We start from the raw sequence: 18897 nt of genomic DNA, 5'->3' as shown, positions 1-18897 counted from the left end.
CGTGCAATTTTATTGTGTAATAATTTTTAACGAGCCTAGCAGGGTTTAATTTCATAAACACACCCAAAAAGTATTAATAACGACTAAAATCGTATTTGAAGCAACGAGTTTGCTTGTATCCATGACGGTGAGTAGGCTTTAATAGGCAAGCATTATTTTAATAATGTCAGCAACTAATGACGCGATTATCTAAGGCGTTGGCATTTTAAATTGTAGTAACTAAAGGATAATTCATTCTATGTCAGCAATTTTTATAGCAGGGATCGCCTTGTGCTCAGTATTGGCACAATGGATAGCTTGGGCGTTTCGTGTACCGGCTATTTTATTTTTACTACTAACAGGTTTAATTCTCGGGCCTTTTAGTGGCGTGTTAGAACCAGATGCACTGTTGGGAGATTTATTATTCCCAGTGGTTTCTTTAAGTGTGGCCGTGATTTTATTCGAAGGTTCACTCACTCTGCACTTTCGAGAACTCAAAGGGATTGGCAAGGTAGTTCGTAACCTTTGTTCAATAGGCATGATCACAACTTGCTTAGTAATAAGCCTAAGTGCCTATTGGATTTTAGAACTTAATTGGCGTGTTGCCGCTGTACTTGGTGCGGTACTTGTTGTTACTGGCCCTACGGTTATTGCACCGCTATTAAACTCTATGAGACCAAACCAAGACATAGACCGTATTTTACGTTGGGAAGGCATCGTAATAGACCCTATTGGTGCCTTGTTTGCTGTATTGGTATTTGAAGCTGTTATGCTGGTAGGCCAAGGCGAAGTACTAAGCCATACTATTATCGCGTTATTTAAAACTCTCGGTGTAGGTTTAACCATTGGTGTGGTTGCAGGCTGGCTTACAACGCTGCTTATTCGTAGAGAATGGCTGCCGTTTGAGTTACACAAGTTTGGTATTCTTGCCTTAGTACTCATTAGTTTTACGGTTTCAAACCACCTAAGCCATGAATCTGGCCTACTCGCTGTTACCGTGTTTGGTATTTGGCTTGCCAACCAAGACGAACTTGAAATTGACTCTGTACTTGAGTTTAAAGAAGACCTTTCGATGATCTTGATTTCATCGTTATTCATCTTACTTGCTGCCCGCCTACAGTTATCAGACTTAATGATGTTACATAGCGATGTGTTTATTTTCTTAGCCATCGTGTTATTCGTAGCCCGTCCTGCGTGTATCGCAATATCGACTTTTAAAACCGATTTACCACTTAAGTCTCGCTTAGTTCTGGCTTGGATTGCGCCAAGGGGTATTGTTGCAGCGGCGGTTGGTTCAGTATTTGCGTTAAGTATGGTGGAAGCTGGCATTGCCGATGCAGAGAAAATTGTGCCACTTATCTTCACGGTGATCATCGTGACTGTGGTACTGCAAAGCCTGACAGCAACGCCATTAGCAAAGTTATTAAAAGTACGTCAGCCAGCGCCAAATACCATTTTGATTATTGGTGCAAACCATGTGGCCCGTGCCATTGCTTGCGGCTTAAAAGATCAAAACATTCCCGTGCACTTATCTGATCCTGCATGGGAGAACTGCAAAATGGCACGCATGGATGGCTTACCTTGTTACTATGGTAATCCACAGTCAGAGCATGCTGAGCGTTATTTACCATTAACGACGATTCGTAGCGTACTCGCGCTTTCGCCTAACCGTCACCACAACGCATTAGGCGTGCAGTATTTCTCGCATTTACTTGACGAAAAAGATGTATTTTCACTGCGTTCTTCAACCAACCACGCTAAAGCAAATAAAGACAGTGCGACCTTCTTATCGCGACAAATTCTGTTTGGCGACAATGGCGCTTATGCGCGCTTAAGTAGCTTAATTGCCAAAGGCGGCAAGGTCAGTGCAACACGTATTTCTGAAGAGTTTAGTTGGGAGCAATACAAAGACGTTAATAGCGAAGCTATCCCGCTGTTTATTTTAAATGGTGAGAAAAGTGATGATGACGATTCACCTATTAAAATTCGCCCGTTCACTACAAATATGGAAAAACCTCCACAAGTAGGTGAACGTATTGTGGCACTTCAACCGCCTAAACTATCGGTGCTAAAAGACCCGAATAACGGCAAACTAAAAGAAAATAAAGAAGAGAAATAAAAAAAGGCCAGCATTAGCTGGCCTTTTTTATATGTATTTATATTTACCTACATAGGTAAACGGGCGCGTGCAACGACGCTGTCTGGCATTTTTTCGGCAAGCTTAGCGAGTAAATTTTCGACTTTCTTGTGAGTTGCTTTATCGGCAACCATTGAATGAAATAACCAACGGTAGGCATCTTCATAATCGCGTGGGCTGCCATAACCTTGATTAAATAGGTTAACCAGTCGCATTTGTGCCTTTAAGTTGCCTTGGGCTGATGCTTCTCGTAAATAGGTTACCGCCATCGCTTTATCTTGCTGCACTAACTGGCCTACATCGTAGTAGCGACCAAGTTGCTCTAATGCCGCGCCTAGCCCTTGTTGAGCAGCCTGACGCATGTAATAGACCCCTAACTCTACATTACGGTCTACACACACAGCATAAGCTAGCATATCGCCATACAAGAACTGATACGATGGCAGTGCCATTTTATTGGCTCGCGCTTCGATATCTTGCACTAACTGGCAATCATCTGCCTTTACACGTGCTAGGTGTGCATTTTTATTGATCAAGCCAATTAACTCGCTCTCTGTGTACAGAGGCACAGCTGTTATAGGCTCTTCAGCCATGCTTAGGCTTGAGAAGAGTAATGTTAAAGGCAATAAAACACGCATCAAAATCACTTAAATAAAGTCAGTCTTAGCAAATAATATACAATTATCATTCCAGAGTGAATTTCGGGCACAAAAAAAGCTGCCGAGGCAGCTTCTTTTTTCAGTCACTATGACGATTATGCAAACGGGCTGCGTAATACCATAGTTTCTACACGGTCTGGGCCAGTAGAGATGATATCAACTGGAACGCCAGTGATTTCTTCAATACGTTTGATGTAATCAAGTGCCGCTTGCGGTAATTGATCAACTGACGTAGCACCTACTGTGTTTTCTGACCAGCCTGGCATCTCTTCGTATACTGGTGTTACTTTCTCGTAACCTTCAGCTGCTAATGGTGTAACGTTCGTTACTGTGCCATCTTCTAACTGGTAACCAGTACAGATTTTTAATGTTTCTAAACCGTCTAAAACGTCTAGTTTAGTTAAACAGAAACCTGAGATACTGTTGATTTGCACTGCGCGGCGCATTGCCACTGCGTCTAACCAACCTGTACGGCGTAAACGACCTGTCGTTGCACCGAACTCATGACCTTTGTCACCTAAGTGCTTACCAACTGGATCTTGTTTATCAAGACCGTCGTAAAGCTCTGTAGGGAATGGACCAGAACCTACACGTGTAGTGTAAGCTTTAATAATACCTAGCACGTAATCAAGGTGTAATGGACCAAAACCAGCACCTGTTGCTACACCACCAGCAGTTGTGTTTGATGATGTTACGTACGGGTAAGTACCGTGGTCGATATCAAGTAATGTACCTTGCGCACCTTCAAATAAGATGTTGTCGCCCGCTAAACGCGTTTGATCAAGAAGCTCAGTAACATCAACAACCATTGCTTTTAAGATATCTGCGATAGCCATTGCATCGTCAAATGTCTTCTGGAAATCAACTGGTTCAGCTTTGTAGTAATGCTCTAATGTGAAGTTATGGTATTCCAATACTTCTTTAAGCTTGCTAGCAAACTGTTCAGGGTTGAATAAGTCACCTACACGTAAACCACGACGTGCTACTTTATCTTCATAAGCTGGACCGATACCACGACCTGTAGTACCAATTGGCTTATCGCCACGTGCTTTTTCACGGGCTAAATCTAATGCAATGTGGAAAGGTAAAATTAATGGACATGCTTCGCTGATTAATAAGCGCTCACGTACTGGTACGCCACGCTCTTCTAGCATGCCGATTTCTTTCATTAATGCTTCTGGTGATAAAACAACACCGTTACCGATCACACACTTAACATTGTCACGTAATACACCCGATGGAATAAGGTGTAAAACCGTCTTTTCACCGTTGATTACCAGAGTATGGCCTGCGTTATGACCACCTTGATAACGAACTACTAAAGATGCTTTGTCTGTAAGGAGGTCAACTACCTTACCCTTACCTTCGTCACCCCATTGGGTGCCTAGTACAACAACGTTTTTACCCATTGCAAATTCACTTAGAAAAAATTAGGACGAGATTTTATCAGAAAACGAGGTGAAAGATCACCCCGTTTAGCTTATTTTTTCTGCGCATGAATTTTTAACTTCTTAATTACTTAAACAACTACATGCAGAACAGGGGTTTATAAAATAGTTAAGGATAAAAATTAATCACACGCAAAAACAAAAAAGCCCTACATAAAGCAGGGCTTTTTATCACACAAATATTAATTACTGTGCTTTTGTACCTTTCATATAATTAAAGAAGTCGCTATCAGGTGAAATCACCATCACGTCTTGCTTATTTTTAAAGGTGTTTTTGTAAGCTTCTAGGCTACGCACAAAACCGAAGAACTCAGCGTCTTTGTTATAAGCGTTAGCATAGATAGCGGCTGCATCGGCATCACCTTGACCACGAACAGTACGCGCATTACGCTCAGCGTCTGCAAGCATTACTGTTACACGGCGGTCGACTTCTGCACGAATTGTTTCAGCTTTTTCTTGACCTTCAGAACGGTGCTCTTTTGCAACCGCAGTACGCTCAGCACGCATACGTTGGAAGATTGAACTACTCACTTCTTGTGGTAAGTTAATTTGCTTAACGCGTACATCAAGTACTTCAATACCTAGCTCTTGTGCACTTTCAGACGCTTGAACTAATGCTTCTTCCATCAACTCACTACGCTCACCAGAAACGATCTCTCTGATAGTACGAGAACCGAAATTAGTACGCAGACCGTTGTTCACCTTTTGCTTAAGTAGTGTTTCAGCGTATTGCTTATCACCACGGGCACGCAGGTAGAATGCACTAAAGTCATTAATGCGCCACTTAACGTAAGAATCAACGATTAAGTCTTTTTTCTCACTTGTTACGAAACGGTCAGGTGCACCATCTAGCGTTTGAATACGTGCATCTAAACGACGTACTTGGCTAAAGAAAGGCACTTTTAGGTGTAAACCTGGGCCGTATACTACAGCCTTGTCGTCACTGTCTTTTTCAACTTTGCTGAATAACAGTACGATTGCCTTCTCGCCTTCTTGCACAACAAAAATTGAAGAGAAAGACAGCACAATAGCAATGGCAAGTATTACTAAACTAAAATTTTTCATCTTGCTTATCTCCCCTCATTAAAACGGTCAGTTGCGAAACGGTCATTGCTTGAATTTACCGTGCTGTTACGCGACGTGTTTATTTTATTGCGAAGGTCTTTGATATCACTTGAGCTTGGTAATGCAACACGTGTTGCTGTACCTTGCTTTTCCATGATTTTATCAAGCGGTAAATACATCATGTTATTACCACCTTCAACATCAACTAACACTTTAGAGCTGTTACCTAGCACTTCTTCCATCGCATCGATGTAAAGACGCTTACGAGTTACCTCTTTAGCAGCTTGGTACTCAGGTAATAGCTTTTCAAAACGTGCTACCTCACCTTGTGCTTCTAATGTAATACGTTCACGGTACGCTTCTGCTTCTTGCGTCATACGAGTAACTTGACCACGGGCACGAGGTTCAATTTCACGAGCATAGGCTTCTGCTTCACGGATGAAACGCTCTTCATCTTCTTGTGCAGCAATAGCGTCATCAAACGCGTCTTTTACTTCGCCTGGTGGACGTGAATCTTTAAAGTTCACATCGCTTACAATAATACCTAGATTGTATGGCTCGATGATTTTGTTAAGCTCATCCCACGTTTGTTGACGCACTAACTCACGACCTGTTGTTAGTACTTGGTCCATTTTTACGTGGCCAATTACATAACGTAATGCACTATCAAGTGCTTGTTGTAAGCTGTGGTCAGCATCAGTAACGCTGAACTTGTAAAGATGTGGGTCGATAACACGGTACTGTACTTCAAACTCTACATTTACCACGTTTTCGTCTTCGGTAAGCATAAAACCTTTAGCAGATAACGAGCGTACCGCTTCGATATCAACAGGGATCACGCGTTCAATGAAGGTCATTTTCCAACGTAAGCCAGGTTCTGCAATGCGATCGTATTGCCCAAATTGTAAAACAATACCGCGCTCAGCTTCTTTTACCGTGTAAATACCACTTAATGCCCATACAATGATGGCAATAATAAGGATGAAAGAAATGCCTGCGCCACCAAGTCCACCGCCGTTTTTACCTGGCTTATTACCACCAAATAAACCGCCAAACTTGTTGCCGAACTTACGCATTACCTCGTCTAAATCAGGTGGGCCTTGATCTTTTCCGCCTTTATTATTCCACGGATCTTTATCATTGCCATTATTACCCGGTTCATTCCAGGCCATAGCTATACTCCATTGTTATCTAAATGAATTAGGTTAAATCTATCAAATCTACAGCATTTCTCATACTAAAAAAGACAAATGCTGGTGATTTTTAATCAGTCACTACGAAAGAGTCGAGGTCTTGTCCCATCTCTTTTTTCAAGCGATTCCATTCTGCCATTGGCAAGCGTACCGATAATAACCAGTTTCCTTGCTCATCAAAACACTCTTGATGAACTGCATTTAAGTTGAATAATGCTGCTCGAATACGACCATGTTGTGGTGGTAATTTTAGCTCATCAGCAAACATCTTTTTGGCAAGTAACTCATTAATTGCCTCACTTAGCAGTTCACAACCAACGCCAGTGCGCGCCGACAACCAGACTCGTACCGGTTGACCTTCGTCGTTTCTATCTATACGTGGCGCAACGTCATCTAGCGCATCAATTTTGTTATAAACCAATAATTGCGGCACTTCATCTGCTTCTATTTCTTTTAAAACAGATTGTACTTGCTCAATATTTTCTTTTCGACGAGGGTCTGCCACATCGATAACATGTAGCTGTAAATCAGCTTCACGAGTTTCTGTTAAGGTTGCTTTAAATGCTGCAACAAGGTCATGTGGTAAGTGACGAATAAAACCTACCGTATCAGCTAAAATAATTGGACCTATATCGCCGATATCCAACTTACGTAAGGTTGGATCTAGGGTTGCGAATAGCTGGTCAGCAGCATACACATCTGAGTCTGTAATACGGTTAAATAACGTTGATTTACCCGCATTGGTATAACCTACCAGTGACACAGTTGGAATTTCATTGCGCGTACGCGCACGTCGTCCCTGCTCACGTTGAACAGCAACTTTATCTAAACGGGCACGAATGTTTTTAATTCTTGCGCGCAGTAATCGTCTATCGGTTTCGAGCTGGGTTTCACCTGGGCCACGTAAACCTATCCCGCCTTTTTGTCTTTCAAGGTGGGTCCAACCACGGATCAAGCGAGTAGAAATGTGGCGTAACTGAGCTAACTCAACCTGAAGTTTACCTTCGTGAGTACGCGCTCGCTGCGCAAAAATATCTAAGATCAAACTCGTACGATCAAGAACGCGGCACTGGCAAACGCTTTCTAAATTGCGTTCCTGTGACGGACTAAGTTGATGGTTGAAAATGATGACATCTGCATTGTGGATTTTGACAGTTTCAGCGATTTCTTCTGCTTTTCCGGTCCCGACGAAAAGTTTCGGATGTGGTGCTTGACGACTGCCTTGCACAATCGCCAAACTACTAACACCAGCAGAAGATACCAACAACTCTAATTCGTGAAGATCTTCGCGATCTCCCTCTTTAGGTAAGTCGATATGAACTAAAACTGCCTGTTCGCCGGCTTCATAACGGTCAAACAAGCATTACGCTCCTAAGTTTAAAAATTTCCAGATTCTTGCTCTTCTGAATCATCACTTCCTTGAACGCCTTGGAAGTTAACAGAACGCGCTGGAACAACAGTTGAAATAGCGTGTTTATACACCATTTGATTTACGGTGTTTTCAAGTAAAATAACAAATTGGTCAAATGACTGGATTTTACCCTGCAATTTAATGCCATTAACCAAAAAGATTGATACTGGAATGCGCTCACGACGTAACGCATTTAAAAATGGGTCTTGTAACGACTGGCCTTTTGCCATGTTATTTTCCTTCGTTCTAGGTGTTATTATAATTAAGTAGCTGAACTAATTTAACAAAGCTAAAAAACTTCCAGCTACTACTAGCTTAGCGAACTTACTACACGTTGCAAGTTTTCTTCATCACCCGTGGTCAACCAAGTTACTTCAGGCCAACCTCTTAACCAAGTGAGTTGTCGCTTGGCTAACTGCCGTGTGGCTGCAATACCACGAAAGACCATTTCATCATAGTCAATTTCGCCAGCAATGTAATCCCACATTTGTCTATAACCCACACAACGAATCGAAGGCAGGTCTGGGTGTAAATCATTACGTTTATATAGGGATGAAACTTCATTTTCAAACCCCTGATCGAGCATTATTTTAAACCTTTTCTCAATTCGCTGATGTAATTCACTGCGATCATCAGGTGCAATGGCAAATTGATGGAAAGTATAAGGAAGCTCAGGCTGCTTTTGTTTTTGCAGCTCAGTCATTGTTTTGCCTGTAATACGATACACTTCTAATGCACGATTAATTCTTTGCGAATCATTTTCGCTCATTTTTTTTGCTGCATCAGGATCGATTTTCACAAGCTCTTTATGCAAATGTGGCCAGCCAAACTGCTTTGCTTCCTTTTCGAGTTCAGCACGTACTTCAGGTGATGCCTCTGGTAGCGGTGATAAGCCATCAATAAGCGACTTAAAATACATCATTGTACCGCCAACCAATACAGGTACTTTACCTTGCTGATGAAATAGATCAATCTTTTCAATTGCATCACGGCGAAAATCTGCCACTGAATAACTATCTGCTGGGTCGATAATATCGATCAAGTGGTGCGGCGCACGAGCAAGCTCTTCGGCATTTGGTTTTGCGGTGCCGATGTCCATATCTTTATAGACTAATGCTGAATCAACACTGATTATTTCTGTGTTTAAATGCTCACACAGCGAAATTGCTAAATCTGTTTTCCCTGCAGCGGTTGGTCCCATTAAAAAAATGACGGGTAAGTTATTCAAGCCTAAATACCTTGCTTAGTTTAAAAACTGAGATAGTTCTATTTTAACTGCTTTTTGACGTAAACGTTGCATAGTTTGTGGATTATTTTCTAACCGAGCCACTTGCTCCAAAAAGGCTTGGCTTGCGTAATAGCGTGCTGGGATTTGCTGAGCTAACCAAGCTAACCATTCATCGAGTGAACTTGGTGAGGCTTTACAGCCAGCAATAAGTCGCTCAATAGCATCACTTACATCAAGTAAATAGACACAAGGCGGAAGCTTTTTCACCATCACAAACTGTTTTTCAATGACTAAATCAAAACCAAGTAAGGTAAACCACGACTGCTGAGCATTTAAAGCACTAATATCATCAGCACTTGCATTTACTCGCACAGGTAACAACAAGGCTTTGCCATCAAGGCTACCTGCTTGCTCTACGTGCGCTTGCCAGTCGAGTGCTAATGCATGCTTAAAGTGCGCAGCAAAGAGTTGGTTGTCTTCACTAAATACGCACTCGCCATCTCGTACATGAATAAGCTTGGCAAGTTTTGCTTGCTCTACAACCGGTGCTGTAACACTTGGTTCAGGGCGTACTTGGTCAAAATGCGCAGCATGTTGCTCGCTGATCCCTTGATAAAATGCATTGACATCTTGGTGCGATGTTTTACTGCGACCTTGGCTGTCACTACTAAAACCACCGCCAGAGCGACCTGCTCCAGTTGCCCCAGAATAACTCGCTGAACGTGTCGGCTGTAATTCAGATTTAGGGTAATCATACTGCTCTGTTGGCGCTGATTGAGTAAAACTTGGCTGTGTGCTGCTTGAGTGCGCCTCATCAAACGGAGCATGCTGAAAAGCAGTGTCATTATGCTCTGTAAAACCAGCTTCGTGCTGAAGCGGCACCACCACTTGTTTTATTGCCTGCAGGATAAAGTCATGCACTAAACGGCCTTGATGAAAACGCACTTCATGTTTTGCTGGGTGCACGTTTACATCGACCTGACGTGGGTCAATATCAATATAAATGACAAAACCGGGCAGCTCTTCTGAACCTGCGACTTCTTCAAAGGCTTGACGGATTGCATGCAAAATAAGTTTATCGCGCATCATGCGATTATTCACATAGGTATATTGCGTGCTATTAGTTGAGCCCACGGGTAATACCCAACCGCGCAGCATCAAACCAGCTTCACCTGATTGAATATGCAGCCCCTGCTCACTAAATGCTTTGCCAGCAACTTGAGCGACACGCGCTATTGCTTGCTCAGGGTTTGGTTTAGCACGGTATTGGCGCACAACTTTGCCATTATGAGTCAGGGTGATAGAGACATCAAAACGACTCAGCGCAATACGCTTTATGAGCTCATCAATATGTGAAAACTCGGTTTTCTCGGTGCGAAGAAATTTACGGCGCGCAGGGGTATTAAAGAATAAGTCTTTCACCTCAATGGTGGTGCCATCAGGGTGTGCGGTTGGCTTAATCTGCACCGCCATATCGCGACCTTCAGCAAACGCTTGCCATGCAGCCTCTTGCTGCTTTGGTTTTGAGCTTAAGGTTAACCGCGACACGGAACTAATTGATGCTAACGCTTCACCACGAAAACCCAATGAACAGATGTTCTCAAGGTCATCGAGTGACTTAAGCTTACTCGTGGCATGGCGCGACAAGGCTAATGTTAGCTCATCTTTATTAATGCCAGAGCCATTATCGCGAATGCGAATAAGCTTATGACCACCACGCTCAATATCTATTTGAATGCGCGTTGCGCCAGCATCTAAACTGTTTTCTACCAACTCTTTAACAACGGATGCAGGGCGTTCAACCACTTCACCCGCAGCAATTTGGTTAGCCAATCGCGCGGGTAGTATTTCTATACTCATAGTGTTCCTAACACGAAAATTGACTAGCTTTGAGGAATATCAAGCTCTTGACCAATAAATAAGGTATTTGATTTTAAGTTGTTGGCCGTTTTTAGCTTACTCACAGAGGTGTTATATCTGCTTGCTAAAATACTTAACGACTCACCAGGGCGAACTTTGTGTTTAGTCGGAAACTGCGACTTTAACTTAGCGAATAGCGAGTCATCTGGCGGGTTTTGCATATAGTAATTTTTAATCGAGGTGAAAATTGCTTTTGCTAAGCGCTCCTGATGCTGCGCCGTTTTTAGCATTCGCTCTTCGCGTGGATTCGAGATAAACCCTGTTTCAACCAAAATAGACGGAATATCAGGTGACTTTAATACTGCAAGGCTCGCCGCTTGTGGGCGTTTCTTATGCATTTTAGCCACTTTTCGTAATTCGCTAACCACTTCTTCTGCGACACTAAAGCCTGTTTTCATCGAGTGATCCATCGACATATCTAGCAGTGCTTGCGCTAAATATTTTTCGCTTGCGGTATCTTTTAATACCCCAGCTGCACCACCTAAAAGCTCTGAGTGTTTCTCTTTATCCTCAATCCATTTACCAATTTCTGAATTTGCACGGCGTAGTGATAGCACCCACACTGAGGCACCGTTTGGCTGCGGGCTAGTAAAGGCATCCGCATGAATCGACACAAAGAAGTCAGCTTTTTTCTTACGGGCAATGCTAGTACGGGTGTTTAGATTTACAAAGTAGTCACTGCGGCGCACCATACGCGAAATCATGCCTTTTTCAGCATCTATCATTCGCTCTAAACGCTTCGCTATTTGTAGCGTAATGTCTTTTTCATAAGTCCCTGATGGACCGATTGAACCAGGGTCTTCACCACCATGACCTGCGTCAATGGCAATAACAATATCGCGCTCTTGATTGAGTTCGCGTTTTTTCACACTGGTATTGGTCGAAGCAACAGGCTCTGCCTTCGGTGTTTTATCAACAAGGTCAACTACTAAACGATGCTTGTATGGGTCGGTAGGTAGTAAAGCAAACACAACGGGTTTACTAGCACGGGCTAGCTCGAAAACAAAGCGCACACTTTTGCTGTCTTTAGGTTTTGAGTAACGCAGCTTTGAAACAATCTGATGCTTTTTAGGAATAGCAGGCAAGCTATCTAGTTTGTCGGTATTTTTTAAGTCAATCACTAAACGAGCTGGATTTTTCAGCATGAAATAGCTGAAATCAGGTTTATCGTTTAAATCAAAGACCACACGAGTGCTGTCAGGTGAAGGCCACACACGTACGCTATTAATAGTATTTTGTGCAAGCGCAATCTGGCTCACAACCAATAACATCAAAGTAGTTAATAGTTTAAACGTACAACGACCCATTTTTACTAATACACCTTTATTTTTATATGTTTATTCTTGCGCGCTCTTAAGTTGCTGAACAATTGCCTGACCACGTTCGGTTAAGCTGTTAATTGCAATGGCACGCGCCTCGCCTTCATAGCGTAGGGTGATATCAAGATCCGGTGTTGGAATAAATTCGCCGCCTTTTTCTGGCCATTCCACAACACAAATAGCCTGTGGTGAAAAATAGTCACGAATTCCCATATATTCAAGTTCTTCAGGGTCACCTAAGCGATATAAATCAAAGTGATAGACATCAGCTTTAGCTAATTGGTAAGGCTCAACCAGTGTATAAGTTGGACTCTTAACCTTACCTTGATGACCGAAACCTTGCACGATACCACGGGTTAATGTCGTTTTACCGGCACCTAAATCACCATGTAAATAGATGACTGCCCCTTGCTCCATCAAGGTTGCAAGTTGCTTACCCATATTAACCGTTGCTGCTTCATCAGCGAGTGGAAAACCAACACTGTCGGTCATTATTACCTCATGAAAAACTAAAAACACATTACTTTGTTAATCATACCAGAATAATTTTGTAAGGCGAGAGCCGCTCTTATGCCTAGTTTGACAAAAAAAAGCCGGCAAAGTTGCCGGCTTTTTAGCTTAAACAGAATTTTGTTTACAGACCTAGTTTCTTCTCAAGGTAGTGGATGTTTGTACCACCGTTTTGGAAGTTTTCATCTGCCAAGATTTTCTTGTGCAGTGGTGTGTTGGTCTTGATGCCATCGATCACTAATTCGTTTAACGCATTGCGTGAACGAGCAATAGCTACATCACGGTTTTCACCGTAACAGATCAGCTTACCAATCATTGAATCGTAATGAGGTGGTACTGTGTAATCTGCGTAGATGTGGCTGTCCCAACGAATACCTAAACCACCAGCAGGGTGGAATCGCGTGATTTTACCTGGTGATGGAATAAAGGTGTCTGGGTCTTCCGCATTAATACGGCACTCAATTGCATGACCACGAATAACCACATCTTCTTGTGTGAATGATAATGGTTGACCCGCTGCAATTTTTAGCTGTTCTTTGATTAAGTCAACGCCAGTAACCATTTCTGTTACAGGGTGCTCAACCTGAATACGGGTATTCATTTCGATGAAATAGAACTCGCCGTTTTCGTATAAGAATTCGAACGTACCTGCACCGCGATAACCGATTTCGATACATGCACGAGTACAACGGTCACCGATGAACTTACGCATTTCAGCTGTGATACCTGGCGCTGGCGCTTCTTCAACAACTTTTTGGTGACGACGTTGCATTGAACAATCACGCTCACCTAAGTGAACTGCATTGCCTTGGCCATCAGCAAGTACTTGAACTTCGATGTGACGTGGGTTTTCAAGGAATTTTTCCATGTAAACCATACCATTACCGAAGAACTGCTTTGCTTCTTGCTGAGTAAGAGCGATTGAATCAATCAGTTCTTTTTCGCTGCGAACAACACGCATACCACGACCACCGCCGCCGCCTGCTGCTTTAATGATTACAGGGTAACCAATACGCTTAGCGATTTGAATGTTGCGCTCACTGTCTGCCGTTAATGGGCCATCAGAACCTGGTACACAAGGTACACCGGCTTTACGCATCGCTTCGATTGCAGAAACTTTGTCACCCATTAAACGAATTGTGTCGCCTTTAGGACCGATAAATACAAAGCCGCTTTGCTCAACTTGATCAGCAAAGTCTGCATTTTCAGAAAGGAAACCATAACCTGGGTGGATAGCAACTGCGTCTGTTACTTCTGCCGCTGCAATAATGCGCGGAATATCTAAGTAACTTTCAGTGGCTGCTGGTTTACCAATACAAATTGTTTCGTCTGCCAGTAACACGTGCTTAAGATCACGGTCTGCCGTTGAATGCACAGCAACAGTTTTGATCCCAAGCTCTTTGCAGGCGCGCAGTACGCGAAGTGCAATTTCACCTCGGTTTGCAATGACTACTTTATCTAACATAGAGTTGGCCTTTTGTTGCGCTATTATTCAATGATGAATAAAGGTTGATCGAATTCTACTGGCTCGCCATTTTCAACTAAGATAGCTTTTACTGTGCCTGCTTTATCAGATTCGATTTGGTTCATCATCTTCATTGCTTCAACGATACATAACGTATCGCCAACATTTACTTTAGAACCTACTTCTACGTATGGCGCTGCTTCTGGAGAAGCCGCTGAGTAGAATGAACCAACCATAGGAGATTTAACTTGGTGACCAGTCGGTGCAGCTGGAGCAGCCGCTTCTGCTGCTGGAGCCTCTGCTACTGGAGCTGGTGCCGCTGCTGGCGCAGGTGCTGCAAACTGTTGTGGTGCATACTGCATTGCAGGAGCTGCTGACATATTGTTACGATTGATGCGTACTGACTCTTCACCTTCAGTGATTTCTAATTCAGCAATACCAGATTCTTCTACTAATTCGATAAGTTTTTTGATCTTGCGAATATCCATTGAACGACCCGCCTGTTAGTTATTTAAAAATTAATGTGTGTTTTGCAACCGGCTAACAGCAGCTTCAAGTGCCACCTTATAACCCATTGCTCCTAATCCAATAATGACGCCTTGTGCCACATCCGAAAAATACGAATGATGACGGAATGCTTCTCGAGCATGCACATTACTTAAATGCACCTCGTAAAAGGGAATGTTTACACTAAGTAATGCATCCCGTAAGGCTACGCTTGTATGCGTAAATGCAGCAGGGTTGATAATAATTGCATCAACCGCTTGCCATGCATCGTGAATGCGTTCTATTAATGCAGCTTCACTGTTACTTTGGAAATGCGTTAAATCAACATTGAGACCGGCAGCAACCTGACTAAGTTCAGCTATAATCTCATCAAGAGATTGAGTGCCGTACTTTTCTGGTTCACGCTTGCCAAGCATGTTTAAATTTGGCCCATTTAGAACTAAAAGTTTGAATTTTGCAGCCATAATACGCGATATATCCTATAAGTAAGCAGTTTAACCATGTTCATCATAAACCCACGCTTAACCTAAGCGTGCTGATGTAAAATAGCAACTATTTCTCACGTTAACCACCTATTATAGATATTTCGACGTAAATAGCAGCAAAATACTGGTCTAATCACTCCCTATTCGTGGCAAAGTCAAGCATAGCAAGGCACACAACAGGGTCATTCTAAGCGTTTTCCTGTTGATTAATTGAGCTTCACTGAGTGAATTTGCTATTTTTCACTTAAAATAAGTATTTTTTACGATGCAGATACAAAAACGCCACTCAGATGAGTGGCGTTTTGCTATTTTCTTGCACGTTTGCGTTTATTTAGCGCTATTTCGAACTTTTGCTAAATGTTCTGCAAAGTCTTTGGCATTTAAAAAGCCTGTTACGCGTTGCTCTAAAAGCTCATTACCTTGGCTATCGAAGAACAAAATGCTCGGCAACCCAAATACCGTGTATTCTTCCATTAGCTCTATGGTTTTTGCATCGCTTTCAGTTAAATCGATTTGAATTAATTCAAAGTGAGCAAATTGCTCTTGCACTTTAGCGTCAGGAAACGTGTAATGCTCAAACTCTTTACAGGCAACGCACCAGTCGGCATATAAGTCGACCATTACTAAGCGCCCCTCGCTACTTGCCTGTGCAATTTCTTCTTTTAATTCACTTAGATTAGCAACTTGTCTAAAACCATGTGTTTTTACAGCAGCTTCAGCAACCACGGCTTTACTAGGCCAAAAATAATTTTTCGTTAAACTCGCCCCAGTCACAACCAATAAGGTTGCTGCAAACCACAATGCTGTTTTTAGCTTGCCTTGTGATTGACCACTTTGCCAATGGTGTAAATAAAGTGCTGTAGCAAGAGCTAATAAACCCGCCATTAACCAAATGATTTCAATATCAACAATACGCTCAAGCAGAATAAGTGGTACAACTAGCATAATGAAACCAAATAGGGTTTTCACTTGCTCCATCCAACCACCGGCTTTTGGTAGTAATTTACCGCCAGAAGTCCCCAGTAATAATAACGGTAAGCCCATGCCTAAACTGAGCACATAAAGTGTTAAACCACCGACAAGATAGTCACCACTTTGCGCCACATAAAGTAAAGCAGCAGACAATGGTGCTGTTGTACACGGTGAGGCAATCAAACCAGACAGTACACCCATCATAAATACGCCAACATAGTTGCCGCCTTTTTGCTGGTTACTAACCTGTGTGAGTTTATTCATCATGCCGCTAGGTAATTTGATTTCGTACCAGCCAAACATCGACATTGCCAGTAATACAAATAAGATACTAAAGCTAATTAGTACAGTAGGATGCTGTAAATACCCTTGTACTTGCCCACCTAATGATGCAACCACTAAGCCCAGTGCTGCGTAAGTAACGGCCATACCTTGTACATATACAAACGACAGCGAGAACGCTTTTTTAGTCGATAAATTCTGCTGACCCGCTATAAGGCTCGACAAAATCGGAAACATTGGGAATACGCATGGCGTAAAGGCAAGACCAACACCAACTAAAAAGAAGATTACTAGGTTAGTTAGTAAACCTTGCGATGCCAGCTTATCGGTATACGACTGCTCACCAGCTGGTTTTGAAACTTCTTGAGAAGGGGCTGATGACGCTTCATTAGTATCGGCTGCTTGTGTTAATGCCGCTAATGCGTTCCCCGCATCTGCAGCCTGTGATACTTGCTCACCTGCAATCACAGATAAAGGAATGGTTCTAACTTCTGGCGGATAACATAACCCCGCCTCGGCACAGCCTTGAAAACGCACTTTAACAACCGCACCTTCTGTGACGTTACTGAGCTTAGAAACCACACTTAACGAATCAAAGAATACCTCGGTCTTACCAAAAAATTCATCCTCAATAATCACGCCCTTGCCAAGATCAGGAATTTCAATATCTGCGCCTTTGGCAATAATTTCGACTTTCTTTTTATAAAGGTAATAATCAGGCGCAATATCCCAGCCAATAAATAACGTTTTGCCTTGCTGGTCAAAATCGAAAACAAAAGCCTGATCAACTGGGAGAAATGTTTGCTCCGCAGGTTGTAGTAGATTTCCAAGTAAATTGTTATTACTCGCGCTTGCTGGCATAAGCCACAATGCACAAAGTAATAAAAGGAACGATCGCATTAATTAAGTACCTCATCCATCCAATTAAAATAGGCTAAATTGCCTGTAGCCACATCAACGACCTGAATTTCAGGCACCTCATAACTATGCAATTTCTTGATAGTTTGGATCACCTCATTCATTTTTTCTGACTTAGTTTTGATCAGTAACTTACTCTCAATAGCTTGAGTAACCTCGCCTTCCCACATGTAAATAGATTCAATAGTAGGCAAAATATTCACACAAGCAGCTAGCTTTTCTTTAACTAGATGTTGTGCCAACTGGCGGGCTTCAGCCTCATTTGCACAAGTCGTAAAAATAAGTCGAAAATGCGTAGTCATAAGGAACCTTTATTTGATTACGTGAGTCGCACCATAGTAGCCGATAGTAACTATAATGTGTAGCGAGCAAGGTGATCCTAGGTTCCGTCTTGAAAAATGACCTGCTCACCCCAATTTATATTTCACTGACTCGAAAGAGAATGACATTTTTTAGAGAGCGTTATGTTTAGATTTTTGTTTTTGTTATTTATTTTAGTGCCGATTGTGGAGATCGCGTTACTCATCCAAGTGAGTGAAGTGATCGGCGGCTTTGCCACCATAGCGCTTGTAATTGTGACCGCGATTGTCGGTGCGAAATTAGTGAAGCAGCAAGGTATGGGCGCGATTCAAAACGTGCAATTACAAATGGCACAAGGGCAAATGCCTGCAAAAGAATTATTTACTGGATTATGTGTCATTATCGCCGGTGTTTTATTAATGACACCAGGCATCATGACTGACTTTTTTGGCTTTTTACTACTCACGCCAGCAATCCGCAACAAACTGGCTGCAGGTCTTGCTAGTCAAGCAACTGTGCGTATGAGTTCGCAGGCAAATCAAGGCTCTGCACACTTCCAATATCATAGTAAAACAACCACTCATGAAGAGCCAAACCATCAACCGACAACTATCGATGGTGAATTTGAGCGAAAAGATTAAAATTTTTTAATTTTTGTACTTGGATTTTTTTAAGCCACCCCCATTAATGAATGCAATGAAACGCAACGGGTGGCTTAGCACTCCCCTGCAATAACACAAGATTTTTTCTGTACTGTTCAGAAACTGTTAGGAGAACTAAATAAATGAACATTCGTCCTTTACATGATCGCGTCATCGTTAAGCGTCTAGAAGAAGAAACTAAGTCTGCTGGCGGTATTGTATTAACTGGCTCTGCAGCTGAAAAATCAACTCGCGGAGAAGTTATCGCTGTTGGTAATGGCCGTGTTTTAGACAACGGTGAAGTAAGAGCATTAGAAGTTAAAGCCGGTGACACTGTGCTGTTCGGCTCTTATGTTGAAAAAGCTGAAAAGATCGAAGGTCAAGAGTACCTGATCATGCGTGAAGATAACATTCTAGGCATTGTAGGCTAATCCTACTTTTCGTTTAGCAACCCGTTT

18 protein-coding genes are annotated in these 18897 nt (G+C 42.4%); 3 read left to right on the top strand and 15 right to left on the bottom strand.

Going from position 1 to position 18897, the window contains the following annotated elements:
* Nucleotides 1-238 precede the first annotated feature (238 nt).
* Nucleotides 239-2098 carry a sodium:proton antiporter gene (locus AN394_RS04570; RefSeq protein ID WP_054563495.1) on the top strand — a complete coding sequence of 620 codons (1860 nt, stop codon included), beginning with the start codon at nt 239-241 and terminating at the stop codon, nt 2096-2098.
* A 47-nt stretch (nt 2099-2145) separates the two neighbouring features.
* On the opposite strand, the gene AN394_RS04565 is transcribed toward AN394_RS04570, so the two are convergent.
* The 15 genes from AN394_RS04565 to cutA form a co-directional block, all read right to left on the bottom strand.
* Entirely contained in the window at nt 2146-2754 is a 609-nt protein-coding gene (locus tag AN394_RS04565) for a tetratricopeptide repeat protein (RefSeq protein WP_054563494.1), read from the bottom strand.
* 116 nt (nt 2755-2870) lie between these two features.
* Nucleotides 2871-4184, bottom strand: a complete 1314-nt coding sequence (locus tag AN394_RS04560) for an adenylosuccinate synthase (RefSeq protein WP_054552439.1) — start codon at nt 4182-4184, stop codon at nt 2871-2873.
* Between the two features lie 225 nt (nt 4185-4409).
* The gene (hflC, locus tag AN394_RS04555; RefSeq protein WP_054563493.1) at nt 4410-5288 is read right to left on the bottom strand and encodes a protease modulator HflC; all 879 of its coding nucleotides are present in this window, start codon (nt 5286-5288) and stop codon (nt 4410-4412) included.
* A 5-nt stretch (nt 5289-5293) separates the two neighbouring features.
* Nucleotides 5294-6460 carry an FtsH protease activity modulator HflK gene (gene hflK / locus AN394_RS04550; protein ID WP_054563492.1) on the bottom strand — a complete coding sequence of 389 codons (1167 nt, stop codon included), beginning with the start codon at nt 6458-6460 and terminating at the stop codon, nt 5294-5296.
* A gap of 91 nt (nt 6461-6551) precedes the next feature.
* Nucleotides 6552-7841: a ribosome rescue GTPase HflX gene (hflX, locus tag AN394_RS04545; RefSeq protein WP_054563491.1), complete on the bottom strand. Its 1290-nt coding sequence runs from the start codon at nt 7839-7841 to the stop codon at nt 6552-6554.
* Nucleotides 7842-7858: 17 nt separating this feature from the next.
* On the bottom strand, nt 7859-8122 hold the full coding sequence (gene hfq / locus AN394_RS04540; RefSeq protein ID WP_054552435.1) for an RNA chaperone Hfq: 264 nt from the start codon (nt 8120-8122) through the stop codon (nt 7859-7861).
* An 80-nt stretch (nt 8123-8202) separates the two neighbouring features.
* Nucleotides 8203-9120, bottom strand: coding sequence for a tRNA (adenosine(37)-N6)-dimethylallyltransferase MiaA (gene miaA, locus AN394_RS04535; RefSeq protein ID WP_082401722.1), 918 nt, complete (start codon nt 9118-9120; stop codon nt 8203-8205).
* Nucleotides 9121-9135: 15 nt separating this feature from the next.
* The gene (gene mutL / locus AN394_RS04530) at nt 9136-10980 is read right to left on the bottom strand and encodes a DNA mismatch repair endonuclease MutL (RefSeq protein ID WP_054563489.1); all 1845 of its coding nucleotides are present in this window, start codon (nt 10978-10980) and stop codon (nt 9136-9138) included.
* A gap of 23 nt (nt 10981-11003) precedes the next feature.
* Entirely contained in the window at nt 11004-12311 is a 1308-nt protein-coding gene (locus AN394_RS04525; protein WP_235576240.1) for an N-acetylmuramoyl-L-alanine amidase, read from the bottom strand.
* Between the two features lie 66 nt (nt 12312-12377).
* Entirely contained in the window at nt 12378-12851 is a 474-nt protein-coding gene (gene tsaE, locus AN394_RS04520; protein ID WP_055020890.1) for a tRNA (adenosine(37)-N6)-threonylcarbamoyltransferase complex ATPase subunit type 1 TsaE, read from the bottom strand.
* 142 nt (nt 12852-12993) lie between these two features.
* Nucleotides 12994-14334 (bottom strand): acetyl-CoA carboxylase biotin carboxylase subunit, encoded by a 1341-nt coding sequence (gene accC, locus AN394_RS04515; RefSeq protein ID WP_054552430.1) that lies wholly within the window; start codon nt 14332-14334, stop codon nt 12994-12996.
* A 23-nt stretch (nt 14335-14357) separates the two neighbouring features.
* Nucleotides 14358-14822, bottom strand: a complete 465-nt coding sequence (gene accB / locus AN394_RS04510; protein WP_054552429.1) for an acetyl-CoA carboxylase biotin carboxyl carrier protein — start codon at nt 14820-14822, stop codon at nt 14358-14360.
* A gap of 30 nt (nt 14823-14852) precedes the next feature.
* Nucleotides 14853-15305, bottom strand: coding sequence for a type II 3-dehydroquinate dehydratase (aroQ, locus tag AN394_RS04505; protein ID WP_054563486.1), 453 nt, complete (start codon nt 15303-15305; stop codon nt 14853-14855).
* 348 nt (nt 15306-15653) lie between these two features.
* Complete coding sequence (locus AN394_RS04500) at nt 15654-17480, bottom strand: protein-disulfide reductase DsbD (RefSeq protein ID WP_055020889.1); 1827 nt, start codon at nt 17478-17480, stop codon at nt 15654-15656.
* Nucleotides 17480-17800 carry a divalent-cation tolerance protein CutA gene (gene cutA / locus AN394_RS04495; protein WP_054552426.1) on the bottom strand — a complete coding sequence of 107 codons (321 nt, stop codon included), beginning with the start codon at nt 17798-17800 and terminating at the stop codon, nt 17480-17482. Before cutA ends, AN394_RS04500 begins: the two co-directional genes overlap by 1 nt.
* A gap of 162 nt (nt 17801-17962) precedes the next feature.
* On the opposite strand from cutA, the gene AN394_RS04490 reads away from it, so the two are divergent.
* Together AN394_RS04490 and AN394_RS04485 are read left to right on the top strand one after the other, a co-directional pair.
* On the top strand, nt 17963-18439 hold the full coding sequence (locus AN394_RS04490) for an FxsA family protein (protein WP_054552425.1): 477 nt from the start codon (nt 17963-17965) through the stop codon (nt 18437-18439).
* 143 nt (nt 18440-18582) lie between these two features.
* Nucleotides 18583-18870, top strand: coding sequence for a co-chaperone GroES (locus AN394_RS04485; protein WP_036973362.1), 288 nt, complete (start codon nt 18583-18585; stop codon nt 18868-18870).
* Nucleotides 18871-18897: the final 27 nt, after the last annotated feature.

This window comes from Pseudoalteromonas sp. P1-26 (assembly GCF_001401795.1).
Taxonomy (GTDB): Bacteria; Pseudomonadota; Gammaproteobacteria; order Enterobacterales; family Alteromonadaceae; genus Pseudoalteromonas.
This window is presented reverse-complemented; position numbering and strand designations above follow the sequence as displayed.